Source organism: Undibacterium cyanobacteriorum (assembly GCF_031326225.1).
GTDB classification, from domain to species: Bacteria; Pseudomonadota; Gammaproteobacteria; order Burkholderiales; family Burkholderiaceae_D; genus Undibacterium; species Undibacterium cyanobacteriorum.
Window position 1 is genome coordinate 1,191,567 of the sequence record NZ_CP133720.1, and the last position, 17,064, is coordinate 1,208,630.

Below are 17,064 nucleotides of genomic sequence, written 5' to 3' on the forward strand. Positions count from 1 at the left end.
GAGCGAGGCTTTTGCTTGAACGAATAAATCTAAATGCAAGGCCTAGATCGCCAGCGTTCTTTGTGTGATCCATGCGAGTGCCGCGCCGGATGCCCGCGGCGAAAGACGCTGAAACACCATTTGATGGTAGTGATTCAACCATGCGATCTCATCCTCGCGCATCATACTGCGATCAATGCAACGCGTATCGATAGGGCACAAAGTTAAAGTCTCAAACTGCAAATAGTCGCCAAATTCGGTACTCTCCGCTGGCACACAGAGTAAGAGATTTTCGATGCGGATACCCCATTTTCCTGGGCGATAAATGCCCGGTTCATTCGAAGTAATCATGCCCACTTCCATCACCATATTGGCATCTGGAATGGCGCCCGAAATCGTTTGAGGTCCTTCATGTACATTCAAGAAGTAGCCAACGCCGTGACCTGTGCCGTGGCCGTAATTGATGCCTTCTGCCCAGATCGGCGCACGAGCGATTGCATCTAATACCGTAGAGTAAGTCCCATGCGGAAACTTCATACGTGACAGCGCGATCATGCCTTTCAACACAAGCGTGAAATCACGTTTTTGCTCAGCTGAGACGGTACCTACGCTGACCACTCGTGTGATATCGGTGGTGCCATTCAAATACTGACCGCCCGAGTCGATCAGCAATAAGCCGTTTCCTTTAATCTGCGCATAGGATTTTTCTGTAGCGCGATAATGCGGCATGGCGCCGTTGCCATTGAAGCCGGCGATGGTGCCGAAACTCGGACAGATAAAATGCGCTTGACGAGCGCGCGCCGCACAAATTTTTTCATCGATGGTGAGTTCGCTGATGTTGTTTGTAGGATCTTGGATAGCACTTTCGAACCACGCGAAAAATTCACAAAGGGCCGCGCCATCTTGCTCCATTGCTTGTCGCACGAATTGAGCTTCCTCTGGTGTTTTGCGTGACTTGGCGAATACAGAGGGATTGAGTGCTTCTATCACTTTGCAATGTTGCGGAATCGCTTCGCGAAAGCCAAAGGTGATGCGGCGTGGATCGATCAAGATGGAGCTTGATGCGCTCAGGTTTTGTAAAGCCGATTCAGCCTCATCATAATCACGGCAAATCACACCATCGCGCGCGAGGCGGTCGCGTAAATCAGCGTCGATCTTTTGCAAAGGGAGGAAAAGTTCAGCCTGGTCTGCGCTGAGCAAAAGATGGGAGACGAAGACCGGGTTGTAATTCACATCGGCACCACGTAAATTGAGGAGCCAAGCAATATCATCGACCGTAGAGATGAAATGGTGGCTACAGCCTTTGTCCTTCATGGCCTTGCGCACAGTAGCTAATTTTTCAGAGCGGCTGACCACCGCAAAAGGCGCTTGATGTTCATACACCGCGGCTGTTGGTAAACCTGGTCGATCTGACCAAACTTGATCGACAAGATCGATATTCGTGTCGATTTGAACACGCTTAGGGTAGAGCGCGTTTTGCAGGGCGCGAGCACTGGCAAGTCCAAGCACTTTGCCATCGACAGCGAGACGTTGATTCGCCTGCATTTGTTGTGCGAGCCAATCAATGTGGGCAGTCGCGGCCGAGCCGACGATCTTGATCATTTCAATGCCGCTGCCGCGCAATTCAATGTCCGCTTGTTCCCAATAGCGACTGTCGACCCACAGGCCGGCGAAGTCTTGGCCGACGATCAAGGTCGCCACCGAACCAGTGAATCCCGAGAACACTTCGCGCGCTTGCCAGCGTTCTGGCAGATATTCGGAGAGATGTGGGTCGGCGGATGGAATTAAGCAATAGTCGTAGCCTTGTGTCTGTATGACGGCACGCAGTTGGCTGAGACGTTGTGGAATGCTGATACTCATGATGTGCTCGATTGTGTTAAATGCTTGCTTGATTTATTCGTATTTCTGCGTATTTTATCGCGTTACTTTTGTCGGTCGCGGCTCGCATGACATCGACAGGAAAACTCAGTAAAAAAAATGCGCACCGAGTCGATGCGCATTCCTTTTCGATAGTCGATAGCGACCGCCGTCTTTCTAACTTAGCCGACGCGCATACCTGGTTGTGCACCTGGCCATGGCTCGAGAATGTACAAACCTGGGTTGGCTTTTTCATCAGCGGCAGACGCTGCTAATACCATGCCCTCAGACATGCCAAACTTCATTTTACGTGGGGCCAAGTTGGCGACCATCACGGTCAATTTGCCGACCAATTGTTCTGGTTGATAAGCGGATTTGATGCCTGAGAAGACGTTGCGTGTTTTGCCTTCTCCGACGTCGAGCGTTAGGCGCAAGAGTTTATCGGAGCCTTCGACATGTTCGCAGTTGACGATTTTGGCGATACGCAAATCGATTTTGGCAAAGTCATCGATCTTGATTTCGGGTGCGATCGCTTCAATGGCTGCTGCATCGCTAGCGGCTTGTGTCGCGTCTGCTGCCGGCGTTGCTGTAGTTGTTGCCGGTGCAGCTGGTGCAGCAGGGGCATCAAACAATTGGTCAAAAATACTCGGCTCAACACGCTGCATCAAATGCACGTAAGGATTGACAATATGCTGATCCGCCATCGCAACGGTCACATCGGCCCATTGCAATGGTGCGATATTCAACTGCGCTTCAACACCACGAGCCAGGTTTGGAAGTACCGGTTTCAAGTAAATGGTCAAAATGCGGAAAGCTTCCAATAAGCGGCTGCAGACTTCTTGCAATTTCGCTTCGCTACCTTCTTTTTTCGCCAATTCCCAAGGCTTATTCGCATCGACATATGCATTGATCACATCGGCCTGTTCCATCACAGCACGCAAGGCTTTGCCGAATTCACGCGCTTCGTAAAGCGCTTGAATTTCACTAGCAACCGCGCGCAAGCCATTCAAGAAAGCATCGTCGCCGCTCGCCCATTGCATACTGAGTTTGCCTTCGAAGCGTTTGCTGATAAAGCCAGAAGCACGGCTCGCAATATTGATGTACTTACCGATCAAATCGGAATTTACGCGAGCGACAAAGTCATCGGGATTCATATCCAAATCTTCGACCTTAGCGTTCAATTTGGCTGCGAAATAGTAACGCAACCATTCAGGATTCATGCCGATGTCGAGGTAGCGCAATGGCGAGATGCCGGTGCCACGAGACTTCGACATTTTCTCGCCGGACACGGTCACGAAACCGTGAGCGTAGACGCGATCCGGCGTTTTGTAGCCGGAGAACTTCAACATCGCAGGCCAGAACAAAGTGTGGAAATACGTGATGTCCTTGCCGATGAAGTGAATTTGCTCGGTGCTTGGATCGGCCATGAAGGCGGCAAAATCTTTACCGGTTTTGTTGAAGTAGTTTTTCAAGGAAGCCAAATAACCGACAGGCGCATCGAGCCATACATAGAAATATTTGCCTGGTTGATCAGGAATTTCGATACCGAAGTAAGGCGCGTCACGACTGATATCCCAATCGCCCAAGCCGCCTTCACCTTCCAACCATTCTTTGCACTTGTTCGCCACTTCGGATTGCAAGCGATTATCTTGCAAAGCCCAGCCACGCAAGAAATCAACACATTGCTGATCAGAGAGTTTGAAGAAGAAGTGCTCAGACGATTTCATGACCGGCGTTGCACCCGTCAAGACAGAATACGGATTCTTCAATTCGGTTGGGGCATATACAGCAGAGCACACTTCGCAAGAATCGCCGTATTGATCTTTGGCGCCACATTTTGGGCATTCGCCTTTGATGTAACGATCCGGCAAGAACATGTTCTTTACTGGATCGTAAAATTGCTCGATGGTTTTGCTGGTGATGAAGCCCGCTGCTTTCAGCTTGCGGTAGATGTCTTGCGATAATTCGTGGTTTTCTGCGCCATCTGTGGAATGCCAATTGTCGAATTGAATATGGAATCCATCAAGATATTGTTTGCGTCCAGCGGCAATTTGACCGACGAACTCTTGTGGAGTCAAACCAGCTTTCTCCGCCGCAATCATGATCGGCGCGCCATGGGCATCGTCTGCACACACGAAATTGACTTCGTGGCCCGACATTCGCTGATGACGAACCCAGATGTCAGCCTGGATGTACTCCATGATATGGCCGAGATGGAAAGGTGCGTTTGCGTAAGGCAGGGCAGTGGTGACGAACAGCTTGCGGGTCATAATTGAATTTCTTCTATGAATTGGACAAAAACAGTATTTTAACCGAGTTTTACCCTCGCATTTGCCCCTTGGTGTGGGGATCTGGCGAGAAAATACGCGATATTCGGCCGCTTTTGCGTTAGTTGCCTCGCGGCTAAATGGGTACTGTCGAGTGCGTTTTAAGCTTGTACGGCGCAGGGCTTTCCCGCGATTCTTTGCGATTTTCGGATAGACTTGTGGGATTCATTTGAAAAAGAGATGTGTATGCAAGATCAGAATTCCATGGTTGAACAAGTTAAAAGTCTGTTGAGCAGCGTGCTTGACCCAAATACAGGCAAGGATTTCATTACGACCAAATCGGCCAAAAATATCCAATTGCAAAACGGCAAATTGAGCCTTGATATTGAATTGGCCTATCCGGCGAAGTCGCAATTTGACCTCATCCGCGAACTCGTAGCGAAAGCTTTGCATGGTGTCGCCGGTGCTGAGCAAGTCGTCGTCAACGTCAGCAGTAAGATTGTGGCGCACACAGTGCAACGTGGCATTAAGTTGATGCCGAATGTGAAAAATATTATTGCGGTTGCTTCGGGCAAGGGTGGTGTCGGCAAGTCGACCACCGCCGCGAATTTGGCGCTGGCTTTAGCCGCTGAAGGCGCTAGTGTGGGTTTGCTTGATGCGGATATTTATGGACCGTCGCAACCGATGATGATGGGGATCGATGCGCGTCCCGAATCGAATGATGGAAAAACCATGGAGCCCTTAGAAAACTATGGGGTACAGGTGTCGTCAATTGGTTTCATGATCGATCCTGATTCGCCCATGGTGTGGCGCGGTCCGATGGTGACACAAGCCTTGCAGCAATTACTAGAACTCACCAATTGGCGCGACCTCGATTATTTGATCGTGGATATGCCGCCAGGCACCGGCGACATTCAATTGACGCTATCGCAGCGCGTCCCAGTGACAGGTGCTGTGATCGTTACGACACCGCAAGACATTGCATTACTCGACGCCCGCAAAGGTCTAAAGATGTTTGAGAAAGTTGGCATTCCGATTCTCGGCATTGTCGAAAATATGAGTATGCATGTGTGCTCGAACTGCGGTCATGCGGAAGCGATTTTTGGTACCGGCGGTGCCGAGAAAATGTGTCGTGACTTTGGTGTGGATTTCTTGGGCGGCCTGCCGCTCAGCATGAGTATTCGTCAGCAGGCGGATTCCGGTAAGCCGACCGTGGTGGCGGATCCAAATGGTCAGGTCGCCGAAATTTACAAAACCATTGCGCGTAAAGTTGCGGTCCATGTGGCGGATAAAGCCAAGGATATGAGCAGCAAGTTCCCCAGCATTACCGTGCAAAATACTTAAATGTGAGCCGAGCGCTTAAACGCTATTTTCATTGATCGCTTCAGTTATTTATGACGACAACCACAGTAAATGAAGAACATCAAACAGGGCCAGGTCCAACATCGCAAGATGTGGAGATGATGTCTCTCGCCTTGGATTTAGCTGCGGGTGCGAGTATGGAAACGGCGCCCAATCCACGGGTGGGCTGTGTGTTGGTAAAGGATGGGCAGATCATCGGTCGTGGTTGTACCCAGAAAGTAGGGCAGGCGCATGCGGAAGTGATGGCCTTGCGCGATGCCGCTAGTCAAGGACATGCTGTGCAAGGTGCAACGGCTTATGTCACTCTCGAACCGTGTAGCCATTATGGTCGTACGCCGCCATGTGCGAATGCATTGATTGAAGCCGGTGTGGCGCGCGTGGTCGCGGCGTTGGAAGATCCGAATCCCTTGGTGGCAGGTCGTGGATTTGCGATGTTGCGTGAGGCGGGTATCGACGTATTGAGTGGTGTGCTGGCGCAACGGGCGAGCGAGTTGAATATTGGATTCTTGCACAGGATGCGCACTGGGAAACCGTGGGTTCGCCTCAAAATGGCGGCGAGTATGGATGGCTTTACGGCATTGCCGAATCGTCAGAGTCAATGGATTACGGATGCCGCGGCGCGTGAAGATGGCCATCATTGGCGCGCTCGTGCTGATGCGATTTTGACGGGCATAGGCACAGTATTGGCCGACAATCCGCAAATGAATATTCGTTACCCTGAATACACTTCGCGTTTTCAGCCGCGCAAGATCGTGGTTGATTCTCGACTTAGAATTCATGGCATGCCAAACAGAGCGCGTTTATTGGAAAGTGGGCGAGTCTTACTGGTTCACGCCCAAACTCGAGATGAAACTCTTGATGTGGATTGCTGTGAATGTAAGGTTGAGCAAGATTGCGAAATCCAGTATTTGCATTTACCAAATCCAGATGGAACTCACGTTGATTTGTCGCGCCTCATGCAAGAACTTGGGCGAGAGCAAATCAATGAAATGCATGTGGAAGCGGGAGCTCAGTTGAGCGGTGCATTACTTGCCGCTGGCTTAGTTGATGAATTGTTGTTGTACTTGGCGCCGAAATTTTTGGGAAGCGGTCGAACGATGTTTGACTTGCCTGGCTTGCAGCATGTTGAGCAGGCTCAGCAGTGGACGATGAGCGACTTGCGCCAAGTGGGGAATGCGGTGCGGGTGATCTTGCGGGCTTAGGTGAAGAGATTGCAGGCCGTAAAATTGCAGATTGGATAAATGAAAGAGATGCAAAAAGAAAAATGAGCAAGAAAAATGAGAAAGAAAAATGAGAAATAAAAACAAAAGCCTCGACTAAGTGAATAGTCGAGGCTTTATTTTGGTCGGAGTACAAGGATTCGAACCTTGGACCCTCTGGTCCCAAACCAGATGCGCTACCGGGCTGCGCTACACTCCGAAAACTGCTGCATGTATTCACTTCGGGTACGCCGACGTAAAACATGATGAAACTAAAAAGGATCGTCAAAAATATTCGACGATCCTCAAATATTGGTCGGAGTACAAGGATTCGAACCTTGGACCCCCTGGTCCCAAACCAGGTGCGCTACCGGGCTGCGCTACACTCCGAGAAGCAAGATGATACTTTGCCGGCCAGATCTTGTCAACCGCAGTGCCATGGTTTCTGTATTTCGATTCCAGTAAGCGAGTGGTGAATCATGCATTTTTGATTTAAATCAGTCGTTTGATCGCTACGAGTGAATGCCTTAGAGGCTTAAGTTGGATTGAAATCTGCGCTCCTGCTCAGTGATCGGGTCGCGAAAAGCGATTGAATGGGCTAACAGCTTTAATGGTTTCGTATAGTCATCACTGCCGCTTGGCTTGATCTCTGGGTAAAACAAATCATTGACTAAAGGTGCGCCCAAATTTGCCATGTGAACACGCAGTTGATGTTTCTTCCCACTTTTCGGTGAGAGGCGGTACAGCGCATATTCGCCACGATCCTCGAGTACCTCGATCAATGTTTCGGCATTGGCTTCTCCAGGAACTTCTTCCATTACAAAAAAACGTGAGCTTTCTACTAGTCGACTACGTTTGAGATAAGGGAAGCTCAGGTTTTCGATTTTCGGCGCAATTGCCTGATAGATTTTTCGAATTTGTTGCTGTTGAAATAGACTTTGATAAGCTCCGCGACTTGTGCGATTGACGGAAAATAAAATCACGCCCGCAGTCTCACGGTCCAATCGATGTAGGGGCGTTAGCTCTTCAATGCCAGTCCTATTCTTTAAGCGGACTAAGAGCGTTTCTTGCAGATATTGCCCACCTGGTGTGACGGGAAGGAAATGAGGCTTGTCGACCACGAGGAGATGCTCGTCCTGATGCAAAATGACTTCCTCAAATGGAATCGGCGTCTCGTGGGCCACTTCACGATAATAAAACAAGCACATACCGCGCTCGATCGAACTCTCCGCTGTCAAGCGCTGGCCTGTTTGGTCGCAAACCTCTTGCTTGGTGAAACGAGCTCGCCAGGTTTCTTCGCTGATGTCAGGAAAATGTTGACACAGAAAATTGAGCACAGTTGTCCATTTTCCTTCTGGCACCCAAACAAAGCTGGGACTGACGCCATCGCGCATAGGAAGTGGGCTGCTGATTTTGCTCATGAGTGATGGTTGTGATAGTGGGCCGCGGCGAGGTGGCGACTTAAATTCGGCTAGAAGTCTGCTTTAGTTTTTGTTTGTCGGTGGCATTGTAAATCATGCGCTGGCATTGGGCAGCGTGGACTACAAGTGGAAGAGCAAGAATGGTAGCGGAAAGGCAAGGTTTTATTAGTTCGATGCAACAAGGTAAAATAGCGGTTTTCCGGTAAAGATGATTCCTTGTTAGCAGATTGTTTTGCTCGGCTAGCATGCATCATTTGCTCATCACTTGTTCAAAAGATTCTCACAAAAAGATTTTAATAATGACTGCCTCTCATCTATCTCACACTACGGCTGCACCGGTCCGTACCCGTTTCGCGCCAAGTCCAACTGGTTACCTCCATGTTGGTGGCGCCCGTACCGCTTTGTTTAGCTGGGCTTTCGCTCGTCATTTTGGCGGCACTTTTGTGTTGCGTATCGAAGATACGGATTTGGAGCGATCAACGCCGGAAGCGGTGCAAGCTATTCTTGATGGCATGAGTTGGTTGAACTTGCAGCATGACGAAGGTCCTTATTATCAAATGAAGCGCATGGACCGCTATCGTGAAGTGCTGGCAAAGATGCTGGAAGAAGGCACCGCCTATCACTGTTATTGCTCTCCAGAAGAAGTCGAAGCCATGCGCGAGCGTCAACGTGCCGCCGGTGAAAAACCGCGTTATGACGGCACATGGCGCCCAGAGCCAGGCAAAACATTGCCAGCAATTCCCGCCGACCGTCAACCTGTGATTCGTTTTAAGAATCCACTCGATGGTGAGGTGACGTGGAATGATGTCGTCAAAGGCACGATCACTATTTCGAATCGTGAGTTGGATGACTTGGTCATCGCGCGTCCAGATGGAACGCCAACCTATAACTTCTGTGTGGCAGTCGATGATAGTGATATGAAAATCACCCACGTGATTCGCGGTGATGACCATGTGAATAATACTCCGCGCCAAATTAATATCTTGAATGCGCTGGGAGCACCATTGCCATTTTATGGTCACGTGCCGATGATCTTGGGTACCGATGGTCAGAAATTATCGAAGCGTCGCGATGCGGTCAGCGTCATGGATTACCTTGATAAAGGTTATCTACCAGAAGCGCTCTTAAATTACCTCGCGCGTCTTGGTTGGTCGCATGGCGATGATGAAGTATTTAGTATGGAGCAAATGATTAGCTGGTTTGATTTGACGCACTTGTCGAGTTCTGCTGCGCAATTCAATCCAGAGAAATTAGCTTGGTTGAATAATCACTATATCAAAGCCGCGGATAATCAACGCTTAGCGCAATTGGTGAAGGTTGATTTGGCTAAGTTGGGTGTGAGTGCAGAGCAGGGCCCCGATTTGGCGGCCGTCATTGGGCTCTTGAAAGAACGTGCCAACACTACTGTCGAATTGGCGCAAGCAGCGACACTGTTTTATCGCCAACCTGCGCCTGAAGCTGCATTGTTAGAGCAGCATCTCACAGAAGCGATCAAGCCAGCTTTAGCTGAATTCACGGAAGCCTGTGCCCAAGTGGAATGGAATAAGGCGGCAATTTCTGCGGCGATGAAGGCAGTCTTGGCGAAACATGGTTTGAAAATGCCCCAACTCGCGATGCCATTACGCTTACTGTTAACAGGCCAGTTACAAACGCCATCAATCGACGCTGTCATTGAGTTGTTTGGCCGTGAGTGCGTGTTAGAGCGTTTGCGCTGACCAGCAATCAGCTTTACAACTTTCGCGAGAACTTGCTATACTCTCGTTTCTGTTTCGTGCGGGGGTATAGCTCAGTTGGTAGAGCGCTTGCATGGCATGCAAGAGGTCAGCGGTTCGATTCCGCTTACCTCCACCAAGAGCGAGACAAATTTCAGTTTTGAACAAGATTTATAAAAAAATGCTTGCCAAAACTAAGAAATGAAGTATATAATCTTGGTCTTACTTGATCGCGAAACGAAATAAGCGTAGCGAAAAAAGTAAATAGGTCGGCAGTACGGACAAGTTTTTGTCCCCATCGTCTAGAGGCCTAGGACACCACCCTTTCACGGTGGGTACGGGGGTTCGAATCCCCCTGGGGACGCCAGATAAAAAACGGCTCAATTACAGATTGAGCCGTTTTTTTTCGCCTCGGATTTCCTGCTAAGTGTTTTCGCTCTCCATGACTACTGTTAGGATAGTGTAAGCATCGAGAATGAAGCTAGGATGAGTCGACGCAGCGCCCGATCGGTGCGCGCGGCAATGCGAGGTCAAACTTCAACACATCATGAAGAGCAAAACAATGAAACCATACTTAGTGGGAATCACTGGCGGTAGTGGCAGCGGCAAAACAACTTTCATCCATGCGTTGATGAAAATGATGCCGGCAAATAGCGTTTCATTGCTCTCTCAAGATAATTACTACAAAACCATCGATCAGCAAACGCGTGATGAAAATAGCGTAGAAAACTTCGACATTCCGAGTTCGCTCGATCTCGATAAATTCTATGCTGACGTATTGCGCCTGCAGGAAGGCCAAGATTTAGCGATCAAGGAATATACCTTCAATCGTACCGACGTGGTGCCCAAAATTATTCATATCCCAGCCGCGCCCGTGGTTTTGTTGGAAGGGATTTACGCACTACACCATGAGCAGCTGAATGCGATCGTTGATCTGAAAGTGTTTATTGATGCTGATGACCATCATCGCTTGCAACGCCGTATTCAACGTGATGCGGTTGAGCGTGGTTACGACCAAGACGATGTGATGTACCGACTCAGTCGTCATCATCAGCCTGCCTTCGAAGAATTTATCTTGCCGCATCGCAGTAAAGCCGATATCGTCATCCCCAACAATCACCACTTCGAAAAAGGCTTGGAGATGCTAGCCCACTTTCTACAGTGGAAAGCGCAAGAGCGCGCCTAATCATTTATTCTCCAGTACATCGTTTCGATTGAAAGCGAGGTCGTCTGATGCAAACGCATAAGCATAAAGCTGCGAAGATCGTTGTCGTCGGTAGCGTCAACATGGATTTGCTATTCAAGACGCCACGCATGCCAGCGCCCGGTGAAACCTTGATGGGGCAAAGCTTTCATCAGATTCATGGAGGCAAAGGCGCGAATCAAGCGGTTGCTGCCGCGAGATTGGGTGGTGAGGTCAGTTTAATCGCCTGCGTTGGACAGGATGATTTCGGCCGCAGCAGTGTCGCCGCATTGCAAGCGGATGGCATTGATACGCAGTTGGTACGTCAGGTTTCGAATTGCGCCACTGGTGTAGCGGGAATTTTGCTCGATGACAGCGGTGAAAATAGCATCGTGTTGGCCGCTGGTGCGAATGCGGAAGTGCAATCGACGGATATTGACGCTGGAAAGACAATAATGTCAGGGGCACAGTTTTTGGTGTGCCAGTTAGAGACACCGATGGCAAGCGTCGCCTATGCGATCCAGCAAGCAAAGACATTGGGCTTGCAAGTCATTTTGAACCCCGCGCCCATGCAAGATATCGCGACCGATCTTTTGAACCAAGTCGACTTCTTGGTCTTAAACGAGACGGAGACCCAGCAAATGACAGGGATGTCCGTGGAAAATGCAGAAAGTGCAGTGGCAGCGGCACAAGTTTTGCGTCAACGCGGTGTCGGTACGGTGATCGTCACTTTGGGCGCTGCCGGTGTGGTGGTGGTAACGGCAGAGGGCAGTATGACGATGCCCGCCTATAAAGTGGAGGTGCTTGATACCACTGCGGCAGGAGACACCTTTGTTGGGGCTTTGGCAGTTGCTTTAGGGGAAGGTGAAGGCCTGCAAAAAGCTTGTGATTTCGCTCAAAGAGCGGCGGCGATAGCGGTTACCCAGCTCGGTGCGCAGACATCAATACCACATCGGTCCTTAGTAGAGAGTCATTTCCATTAATCGACTAAGCCCTTATGCTATGATTTCGCGCCGGCGAAGATAATTCGGCACAATCAGTGAAAATCAAATCCAATGGCATGAATTGCAATAAACGCCCAGATTTGGCATTGAAGTAAAGATAAAAAATTAAAAAAGAGTAAAAAGAGTATTTACGTAAATGTGGGCCATGAAACTTTAAAGCGAGGCTCGCTGAGACTTCTAAGATCGAGGAGCAAGACTGTATGAAACTGCGTTCAATTATTTTGGCATGTGCGACAGCAATGTTGAGTATGCAAGCGATGGCTCAACAAGCTCAATATGCGCTGGTGTACGATGCAGGAGGAAAATTTGATCGCTCTTTCAATCAATCTGCTTATGAAGGTGCGGAACGCTTTAAGAAAGACACGGGTCTGAACTATATCGACGTGCAAGCGCTGAGTAGTGTGCAAGGTGAACAGGTGATGCGCAATTTGGCTCGCAAAGGCGTGAAGTTGATCGCAGCGATTGGTTTTACTCATGCACAACAAGTCCAAGTGGTGGCAAAAGAATTTCCGAACACAAAGTTCGTCGTCGTTGACGGTTCTGCTGCTGGCACAAACGTAGCGTCGATTCTGTTTAAAGAACAAGAAGGTTCTTACTTGGTCGGTATGGCGGCGGCTATGGCGAGTAAGTCTAAGAAAATTGGTTTCATCGGCGGTATCGACGTCCCTTTGATTCGTGCCTTTGCCTGCGGTTACGCCCAAGGTGCTAAAGCGATTGATCCGAAATCGGAAGTGATTCAAAACATTGTCGGCACCACAGCTGCAGCATGGAATGATCCAGCTAAAGGTGGCGAATTAGCACGTTCCCAATTCGAGCGTGGTGTGGACGTGGTATTTCACGCTGCAGGTGGTAGCGGTATGGGCGCCTTGCAGGCGGCAAAAGAAAAAAACAAATTGGCGATTGGAGTTGATTCCAACCAAAACTATTTGTTCCCTGGCGTGATGCTGACCTCGATGGTGAAGCGCGTCGATAATGCGGTGTACAACAATTTCATGGAATTGAAGAATGGCACGTGGAAAGCTGGCGTGACCAACCTCGGTTTAAAGGAAGGCGGCGTGGATTGGGCACTCGATAAAGACAATCGCGCGGTCGTCAGCGCTGAGATGGAAAAGCGCATTAATACAGCGAAGCAGGATATTTTGAGTGGTAAGGTGAAAGTAGTTGATTATCGCGAAGCGAGCACCTGCCCAGTGAAGTAAGATGAAAGACTCGAAGAGTTGCCGAACGTGGTTCGGCAACTCTTTTTGTCATTTAAGATGCCAGAAAGTTGGTCGATCGACTCATTTATTTATTCATTAAGAGTACACTGAATCGATCGACAGTAAAAAATAAGAAGTTGAACGGCCCAATTACATCGCAATTGAGCCATTGCGTTCAAGTCGATCATTGAACGCTAAATTGATTAACGTGGCTTCCCAATCAAACACACCGGGGAGCCTTTTTTATCTGTGTTTGCCTATGTCTAATGCCGTTGAATTTCGTCAGATATCAAAGCGCTTCGGCAAAGTGCTCGCGAATGATGCGGTGAGTTTTTCCATCGCCAGCGGCACTGTGCACGGCGTGATTGGTGAAAATGGTGCCGGTAAATCTACGCTCATGAGTATTTTGTATGGCTATTACCATGCAGATGAAGGTGAGATTTTGATTAATGGCCAAGTGCGTGCGATTCCGAATAGCCATGAAGCGATCGCGCTCGGCATCGGCATGGTGCATCAGCATTTCATGTTGGTTGAGACCATGAGCGTACTCGACAATATCATGCTCGGTATGGAAGGTGGATTCCGCTTAAAGCGCCGTCGTCAAGAAATCGCCGAGGACCTTCGTCGCTTGTGCAATGAGTATGGTTTGGAACTAAAGCTGGACGCCCTGGTGCATGATTTATCGGTTGGTGAACAGCAGCGGGTCGAGATTCTCAAGCAGCTGTATCGCAATGCCAATATTTTGATCCTTGATGAACCAACCGCGGTATTGACACCACAAGAAACGGAAGCCCTGTTCGCGATTTTGAAATTGTTCAAGCAGCAGGGAAAGACGGTGATTCTGATTACTCACAAGCTGCCTGAAATTATGGCGATTACTGATCGCGTAACAGTGATGCGTGCCGGTGGCGTGGTGGCGACCGTAGAAACCGCGGAAACTGATAAAGAAGATTTAGCGCTCAAGATGGTCGGTCGAAAAGTGGTGACGGAATTGCCTCGCCAAACTTTGCATGCTGGCGATGTGATGTTGAGCGTCCACGATTTGCAGCTGAAAAATGCACAAGGCGTGAGTTTGTTGAGTGATATTAATTTCGATCTCAAGGCCGGTGAAATTGTCGCGATCGCCGGTGTGTCGGGTAATGGTCAATCCGAATTGTTGGAAGTGATTGCGGGCATGTGCTTGGATAAGACCGAACACCTGCAGGGAAGTATCACCTTAGCTGGCCAATCAATTTCCTTCAACAAAGCAGACCCACGTTTGCCTGCGACTTTGCGTCGCCTCGGCTTGGGGCATGTGCCCGAAGATCGCTTGCGTGATGGTGTGGTGAAAGAATTTAGCGTGTGGGAAAACCTCCTGTTGGGCCAGCAAAGCGATCAGATTTATCTCGATAAAAAAGCCAGTATCGCTGCTTGCGATGCCTTGCTTGAGCAGTTTGAAGTGCGTCCCATGGATTCGTCTTTGCGGATCTCCCAATTGTCGGGTGGTAATCAACAAAAAGTGGTGATGGCACGTGAGATCGCTGCCAAGCCGAAAGTTTTATTGGTCGGTCAACCGACCCGTGGTGTCGATATCGGCACCATACAACGTATTCATACCGAATTGCTGGCGCTGCGTGACGCAGGCGTCGCGATTCTTTTGGTGTCCGCTGAGCTGGAAGAAATTCGTGCTTTGGCGGATCGTATTCTCGTGATGTCAGGCGGCCGCATTACTGGTGAAGTGGCGATTGCCGACTATGACACGACACGTATTGGCTTATTGATGGGTGGTCTGCATAAATGAATTCTGATTTGCCACGTTGGGCGACCAACATCGTTTTACCACTGCTGAATTTGCTGTCGGCCTTGGCGGTCGCGGCAGGCGTGATTTATTTGCTCGGTGAACAGCCCGGCGAAGCACTCGGCATTTTGATTAACAGCGCCTTGGGTACACCAGAAGGACTGGGTTACACCTTGTTCTACACCACGACCTATGTCTTGACAGGTTTGTCGGTGTCGGTGGCGATGCAAGCGGGCTTGTTTAATATTGGTAGTGAAGGCCAGATGTATCTTGGTGGTCTCGGCTTAACGCTCCTGATGTTGCAATTCGATGCCAGTATGCCGACTTGGGTGTTGGTACCGATGGGTATACTCGGAGCGATGATTTTTGGTGCAGCTTGGGCATTCTTACCGGGATATCTGCAGGCGCGTCGTGGTAGTCACGTGGTGGTGACGACGATTATGTTTAACTTCATCGCGGCATCGCTGATGAACTTTATCATCATCACTTATCTGATTCCGGTTGGGGAACAAAATCCTGCGAGTCGCATGTTTGCCGAGACCGCTTGGTTGCCGCGCTTGAATACCTTGATTCCGGCACTTGGCGACAATCCCTTGAATATCAGCTTTTTGCTCTGTCTCGTGTGTCTTGGCGTGTACGGTTTTGTCGTTTGGCGCACACGCTGGGGTTATGCCTTGCGTGCCGCTGGTAAGAATCCACATGCTGCGCATTATGCTGGTATTTCTATCGCTAAAGTCATCATGGTCACGATGTTGATTTCGGGGGCTTTGGCCGGTCTTGCTTCAGTCAATAGTGTCGCTGGTTCGACCCATTACTTGAGTCTTAATTTCACGGCTGGTGCTGGCTTTGTCGGGATTGCGGTGGCGCTGATGGGACGCCAACAACCGGTGGGTCTGTTCCTTGCCGCAGCCTTGTTTGGTGTCTTGATGCAGGGTGGTTTTGACCTCTCGTTTGAGAAGCCCAATATTCCACCAGAAACCTTTGTCTTTATTCAGGGCATGATTATTTTGTTCTGCGGTGCGATGGAAAATATGTACGCGCCTTTGCTTGCACGTCTCTTGAAATCCTTGAACGCGAAAGGAGCACGTCATGCTTGAAGATTTCCAATTTTCGACCATTTTGGTGTCGATGATACGTAATGCACCGGTGCTTTTGTTTGCCGCTTTTGCTGGCGTATTCGCGGAGCGTAGTGGGGTCATTGATTTGGCCTTGGAAGGCAAAATGCTGTCTTCTGCCTTCGCTGCGGCATCGGTCACTTTCCTGACCCAGAACCCGTATTGGGGTGTAGCGGCAGGGATTGCGGTGTCGTGCTTGATCGCCTTATTGCAAGCCTATGTTGCGATCAATCAGCGTGGTAATCAATTGGTGTTTGGTATTGCCATCAATATCGCCGCCTCGGGTTTGACCTTCGTTTTAGCCCAGTATTTCTTCCAACTCGGTGGCCGTAGTCCAGATCTTGGTTCTGCGCGCTTTGCGGTGTTGGATTTTCCAATGGCGCAATGGTGGTCTTCGATCGAACCTTTGAATTGGTTTTTCGGTAAGTTCTTGGGTGGCCATACGATTTTGGTGTACTTAGCATTTTTGCTGATTCCCATCATGCACTGGGTGATTTCACATAGCCGTTTTGGTTTGCGTTTACGCGCAGTCGGAGAAAATCCTCACGCCGCCGACTCTGCTGGGATTAACGTTGCTGCGACACGTTATATGTCCTTGTTGTGGGGTGGGGTTTTGTGTTCACTCGCAGGCTCGTATTTGGCCATCGTACAAAGCGGCTTCTTCTTGCGTGATATGTCGGCAGGTAATGGTTTCTTAGCCTTGACCGCGGTCGTGTTTGGTAACTGGCGTCCATTGCAAACGGCCGCCGGTTGTTTGATGTTTGCGCTGTTCGCCGCATTGCAGATCCAAATGGAAGGGATTGCCTTCCCAGTCGTCGGACAAATCCCTGGTTCTTTGATCCAGATGTTGCCTTATGTGGTGACCGTGATCGTCTTGGCTGGTGTGATGGCGAAGTCCGTGTCGCCGAAAGCGCTTGGTACGCCATTTGTGAAATCGCGCTAAGCGAGCCGCACAAAGAGAGCAAAGTAGTACTTTTAATGAAAGGTGG

Annotated in this window: 12 protein-coding genes and 4 tRNA genes; 11 read left to right on the plus strand and 5 right to left on the minus strand. The window is 49.6% G+C overall.

All coding sequences use genetic code 11. The features are described 5' to 3' along the window. Window positions 1-42: 42 nt before the first annotated feature. Window positions 43-1,839: an aminopeptidase P family protein gene (locus RF679_RS04900; RefSeq protein ID WP_309483101.1), complete on the minus strand. Its 1,797-nt coding sequence runs from the start codon at window positions 1,837-1,839 to the stop codon at window positions 43-45. Window positions 1,840-2,018: 179 nt separating this feature from the next. Next, window positions 2,019-4,106: a methionine--tRNA ligase gene (gene metG / locus RF679_RS04905; RefSeq protein WP_309483102.1), complete on the minus strand. Its 2,088-nt coding sequence runs from the start codon at window positions 4,104-4,106 to the stop codon at window positions 2,019-2,021. A gap of 243 nt (window positions 4,107-4,349) precedes the next feature. Between metG and apbC the strand changes: the two genes are divergently transcribed. Then, window positions 4,350-5,447, plus strand: a complete 1,098-nt coding sequence (gene apbC / locus RF679_RS04910) for an iron-sulfur cluster carrier protein ApbC (RefSeq protein WP_309483103.1) — start codon at window positions 4,350-4,352, stop codon at window positions 5,445-5,447. Between the two features lie 50 nt (window positions 5,448-5,497). After that, entirely contained in the window at window positions 5,498-6,667 is a 1,170-nt protein-coding gene (gene ribD, locus RF679_RS04915; protein ID WP_309483104.1) for a bifunctional diaminohydroxyphosphoribosylaminopyrimidine deaminase/5-amino-6-(5-phosphoribosylamino)uracil reductase RibD, read from the plus strand. 140 nt (window positions 6,668-6,807) lie between these two features. Here ribD and RF679_RS04920 read toward each other — a convergent pair. From RF679_RS04920 to RF679_RS04930, 3 genes are all read right to left on the minus strand, one after another. Further along, window positions 6,808-6,884, minus strand: a tRNA-Pro gene (locus tag RF679_RS04920). A gap of 93 nt (window positions 6,885-6,977) precedes the next feature. Continuing rightward, window positions 6,978-7,054 (minus strand) — tRNA-Pro (locus RF679_RS04925). A gap of 137 nt (window positions 7,055-7,191) precedes the next feature. Next, the gene (locus tag RF679_RS04930) at window positions 7,192-8,085 is read right to left on the minus strand and encodes an RluA family pseudouridine synthase (protein ID WP_309483105.1); all 894 of its coding nucleotides are present in this window, start codon (window positions 8,083-8,085) and stop codon (window positions 7,192-7,194) included. Window positions 8,086-8,384: 299 nt separating this feature from the next. Here RF679_RS04930 and gltX point away from each other — a divergent pair, with 299 nt between their 5' ends. The 9 genes from gltX to RF679_RS04975 all read left to right on the plus strand — a co-directional run bounded on the left by gltX (window position 8,385) and on the right by RF679_RS04975 (window position 17,018). Then, complete coding sequence (gltX, locus tag RF679_RS04935; protein WP_309483106.1) at window positions 8,385-9,800, plus strand: glutamate--tRNA ligase; 1,416 nt, start codon at window positions 8,385-8,387, stop codon at window positions 9,798-9,800. Window positions 9,801-9,860: 60 nt separating this feature from the next. Next, window positions 9,861-9,936: transfer RNA gene (locus tag RF679_RS04940), tRNA-Ala, on the plus strand. A 152-nt stretch (window positions 9,937-10,088) separates the two neighbouring features. Then, a tRNA-Glu gene (locus RF679_RS04945) sits at window positions 10,089-10,164 on the plus strand. A gap of 195 nt (window positions 10,165-10,359) precedes the next feature. Then, on the plus strand, window positions 10,360-10,983 hold the full coding sequence (locus tag RF679_RS04950) for a uridine kinase family protein (protein ID WP_309483107.1): 624 nt from the start codon (window positions 10,360-10,362) through the stop codon (window positions 10,981-10,983). A gap of 47 nt (window positions 10,984-11,030) precedes the next feature. Next, window positions 11,031-11,963: a ribokinase gene (rbsK, locus tag RF679_RS04955; RefSeq protein WP_309483108.1), complete on the plus strand. Its 933-nt coding sequence runs from the start codon at window positions 11,031-11,033 to the stop codon at window positions 11,961-11,963. A gap of 221 nt (window positions 11,964-12,184) precedes the next feature. Continuing rightward, window positions 12,185-13,183, plus strand: a complete 999-nt coding sequence (locus RF679_RS04960) for a BMP family lipoprotein (protein WP_309483109.1) — start codon at window positions 12,185-12,187, stop codon at window positions 13,181-13,183. 259 nt (window positions 13,184-13,442) lie between these two features. Next, entirely contained in the window at window positions 13,443-14,963 is a 1,521-nt protein-coding gene (locus tag RF679_RS04965) for an ABC transporter ATP-binding protein (RefSeq protein WP_309483110.1), read from the plus strand. Further along, window positions 14,960-16,057 (plus strand): ABC transporter permease, encoded by a 1,098-nt coding sequence (locus RF679_RS04970; RefSeq protein ID WP_309483111.1) that lies wholly within the window; start codon window positions 14,960-14,962, stop codon window positions 16,055-16,057. The genes RF679_RS04965 and RF679_RS04970 overlap by 4 nt, the downstream gene beginning before the upstream one ends. Continuing rightward, window positions 16,050-17,018, plus strand: coding sequence for an ABC transporter permease (locus RF679_RS04975; protein WP_309483112.1), 969 nt, complete (start codon window positions 16,050-16,052; stop codon window positions 17,016-17,018). Before RF679_RS04970 ends, RF679_RS04975 begins: the two co-directional genes overlap by 8 nt. The last annotated feature ends 46 nt before the right edge of the window (window positions 17,019-17,064 follow it).

Bases quoted from the DNA above. Each gene is read 5' to 3' on its own strand.
- RF679_RS04900 (WP_309483101.1), bottom strand. From the start codon at position 1,839: ATGAGTATCAGCATTCCACAACGTCTCAGCCAACTGCGTGCCGTCATA.
- metG (WP_309483102.1), bottom strand. From the start codon at position 4,106: ATGACCCGCAAGCTGTTCGTCACCACTGCCCTGCCTTACGCAAACGCA.
- apbC (WP_309483103.1), top strand. From the start codon at position 4,350: ATGCAAGATCAGAATTCCATGGTTGAACAAGTTAAAAGTCTGTTGAGC.
- ribD (WP_309483104.1), top strand. From the start codon at position 5,498: ATGACGACAACCACAGTAAATGAAGAACATCAAACAGGGCCAGGTCCA.
- RF679_RS04930 (WP_309483105.1), bottom strand. From the start codon at position 8,085: ATGAGCAAAATCAGCAGCCCACTTCCTATGCGCGATGGCGTCAGTCCC.
- gltX (WP_309483106.1), top strand. From the start codon at position 8,385: ATGACTGCCTCTCATCTATCTCACACTACGGCTGCACCGGTCCGTACC.
- RF679_RS04950 (WP_309483107.1), top strand. From the start codon at position 10,360: ATGAAACCATACTTAGTGGGAATCACTGGCGGTAGTGGCAGCGGCAAA.
- rbsK (WP_309483108.1), top strand. From the start codon at position 11,031: ATGCAAACGCATAAGCATAAAGCTGCGAAGATCGTTGTCGTCGGTAGC.
- RF679_RS04960 (WP_309483109.1), top strand. From the start codon at position 12,185: ATGAAACTGCGTTCAATTATTTTGGCATGTGCGACAGCAATGTTGAGT.
- RF679_RS04965 (WP_309483110.1), top strand. From the start codon at position 13,443: ATGTCTAATGCCGTTGAATTTCGTCAGATATCAAAGCGCTTCGGCAAA.
- RF679_RS04970 (WP_309483111.1), top strand. From the start codon at position 14,960: ATGAATTCTGATTTGCCACGTTGGGCGACCAACATCGTTTTACCACTG.
- RF679_RS04975 (WP_309483112.1), top strand. From the start codon at position 16,050: ATGCTTGAAGATTTCCAATTTTCGACCATTTTGGTGTCGATGATACGT.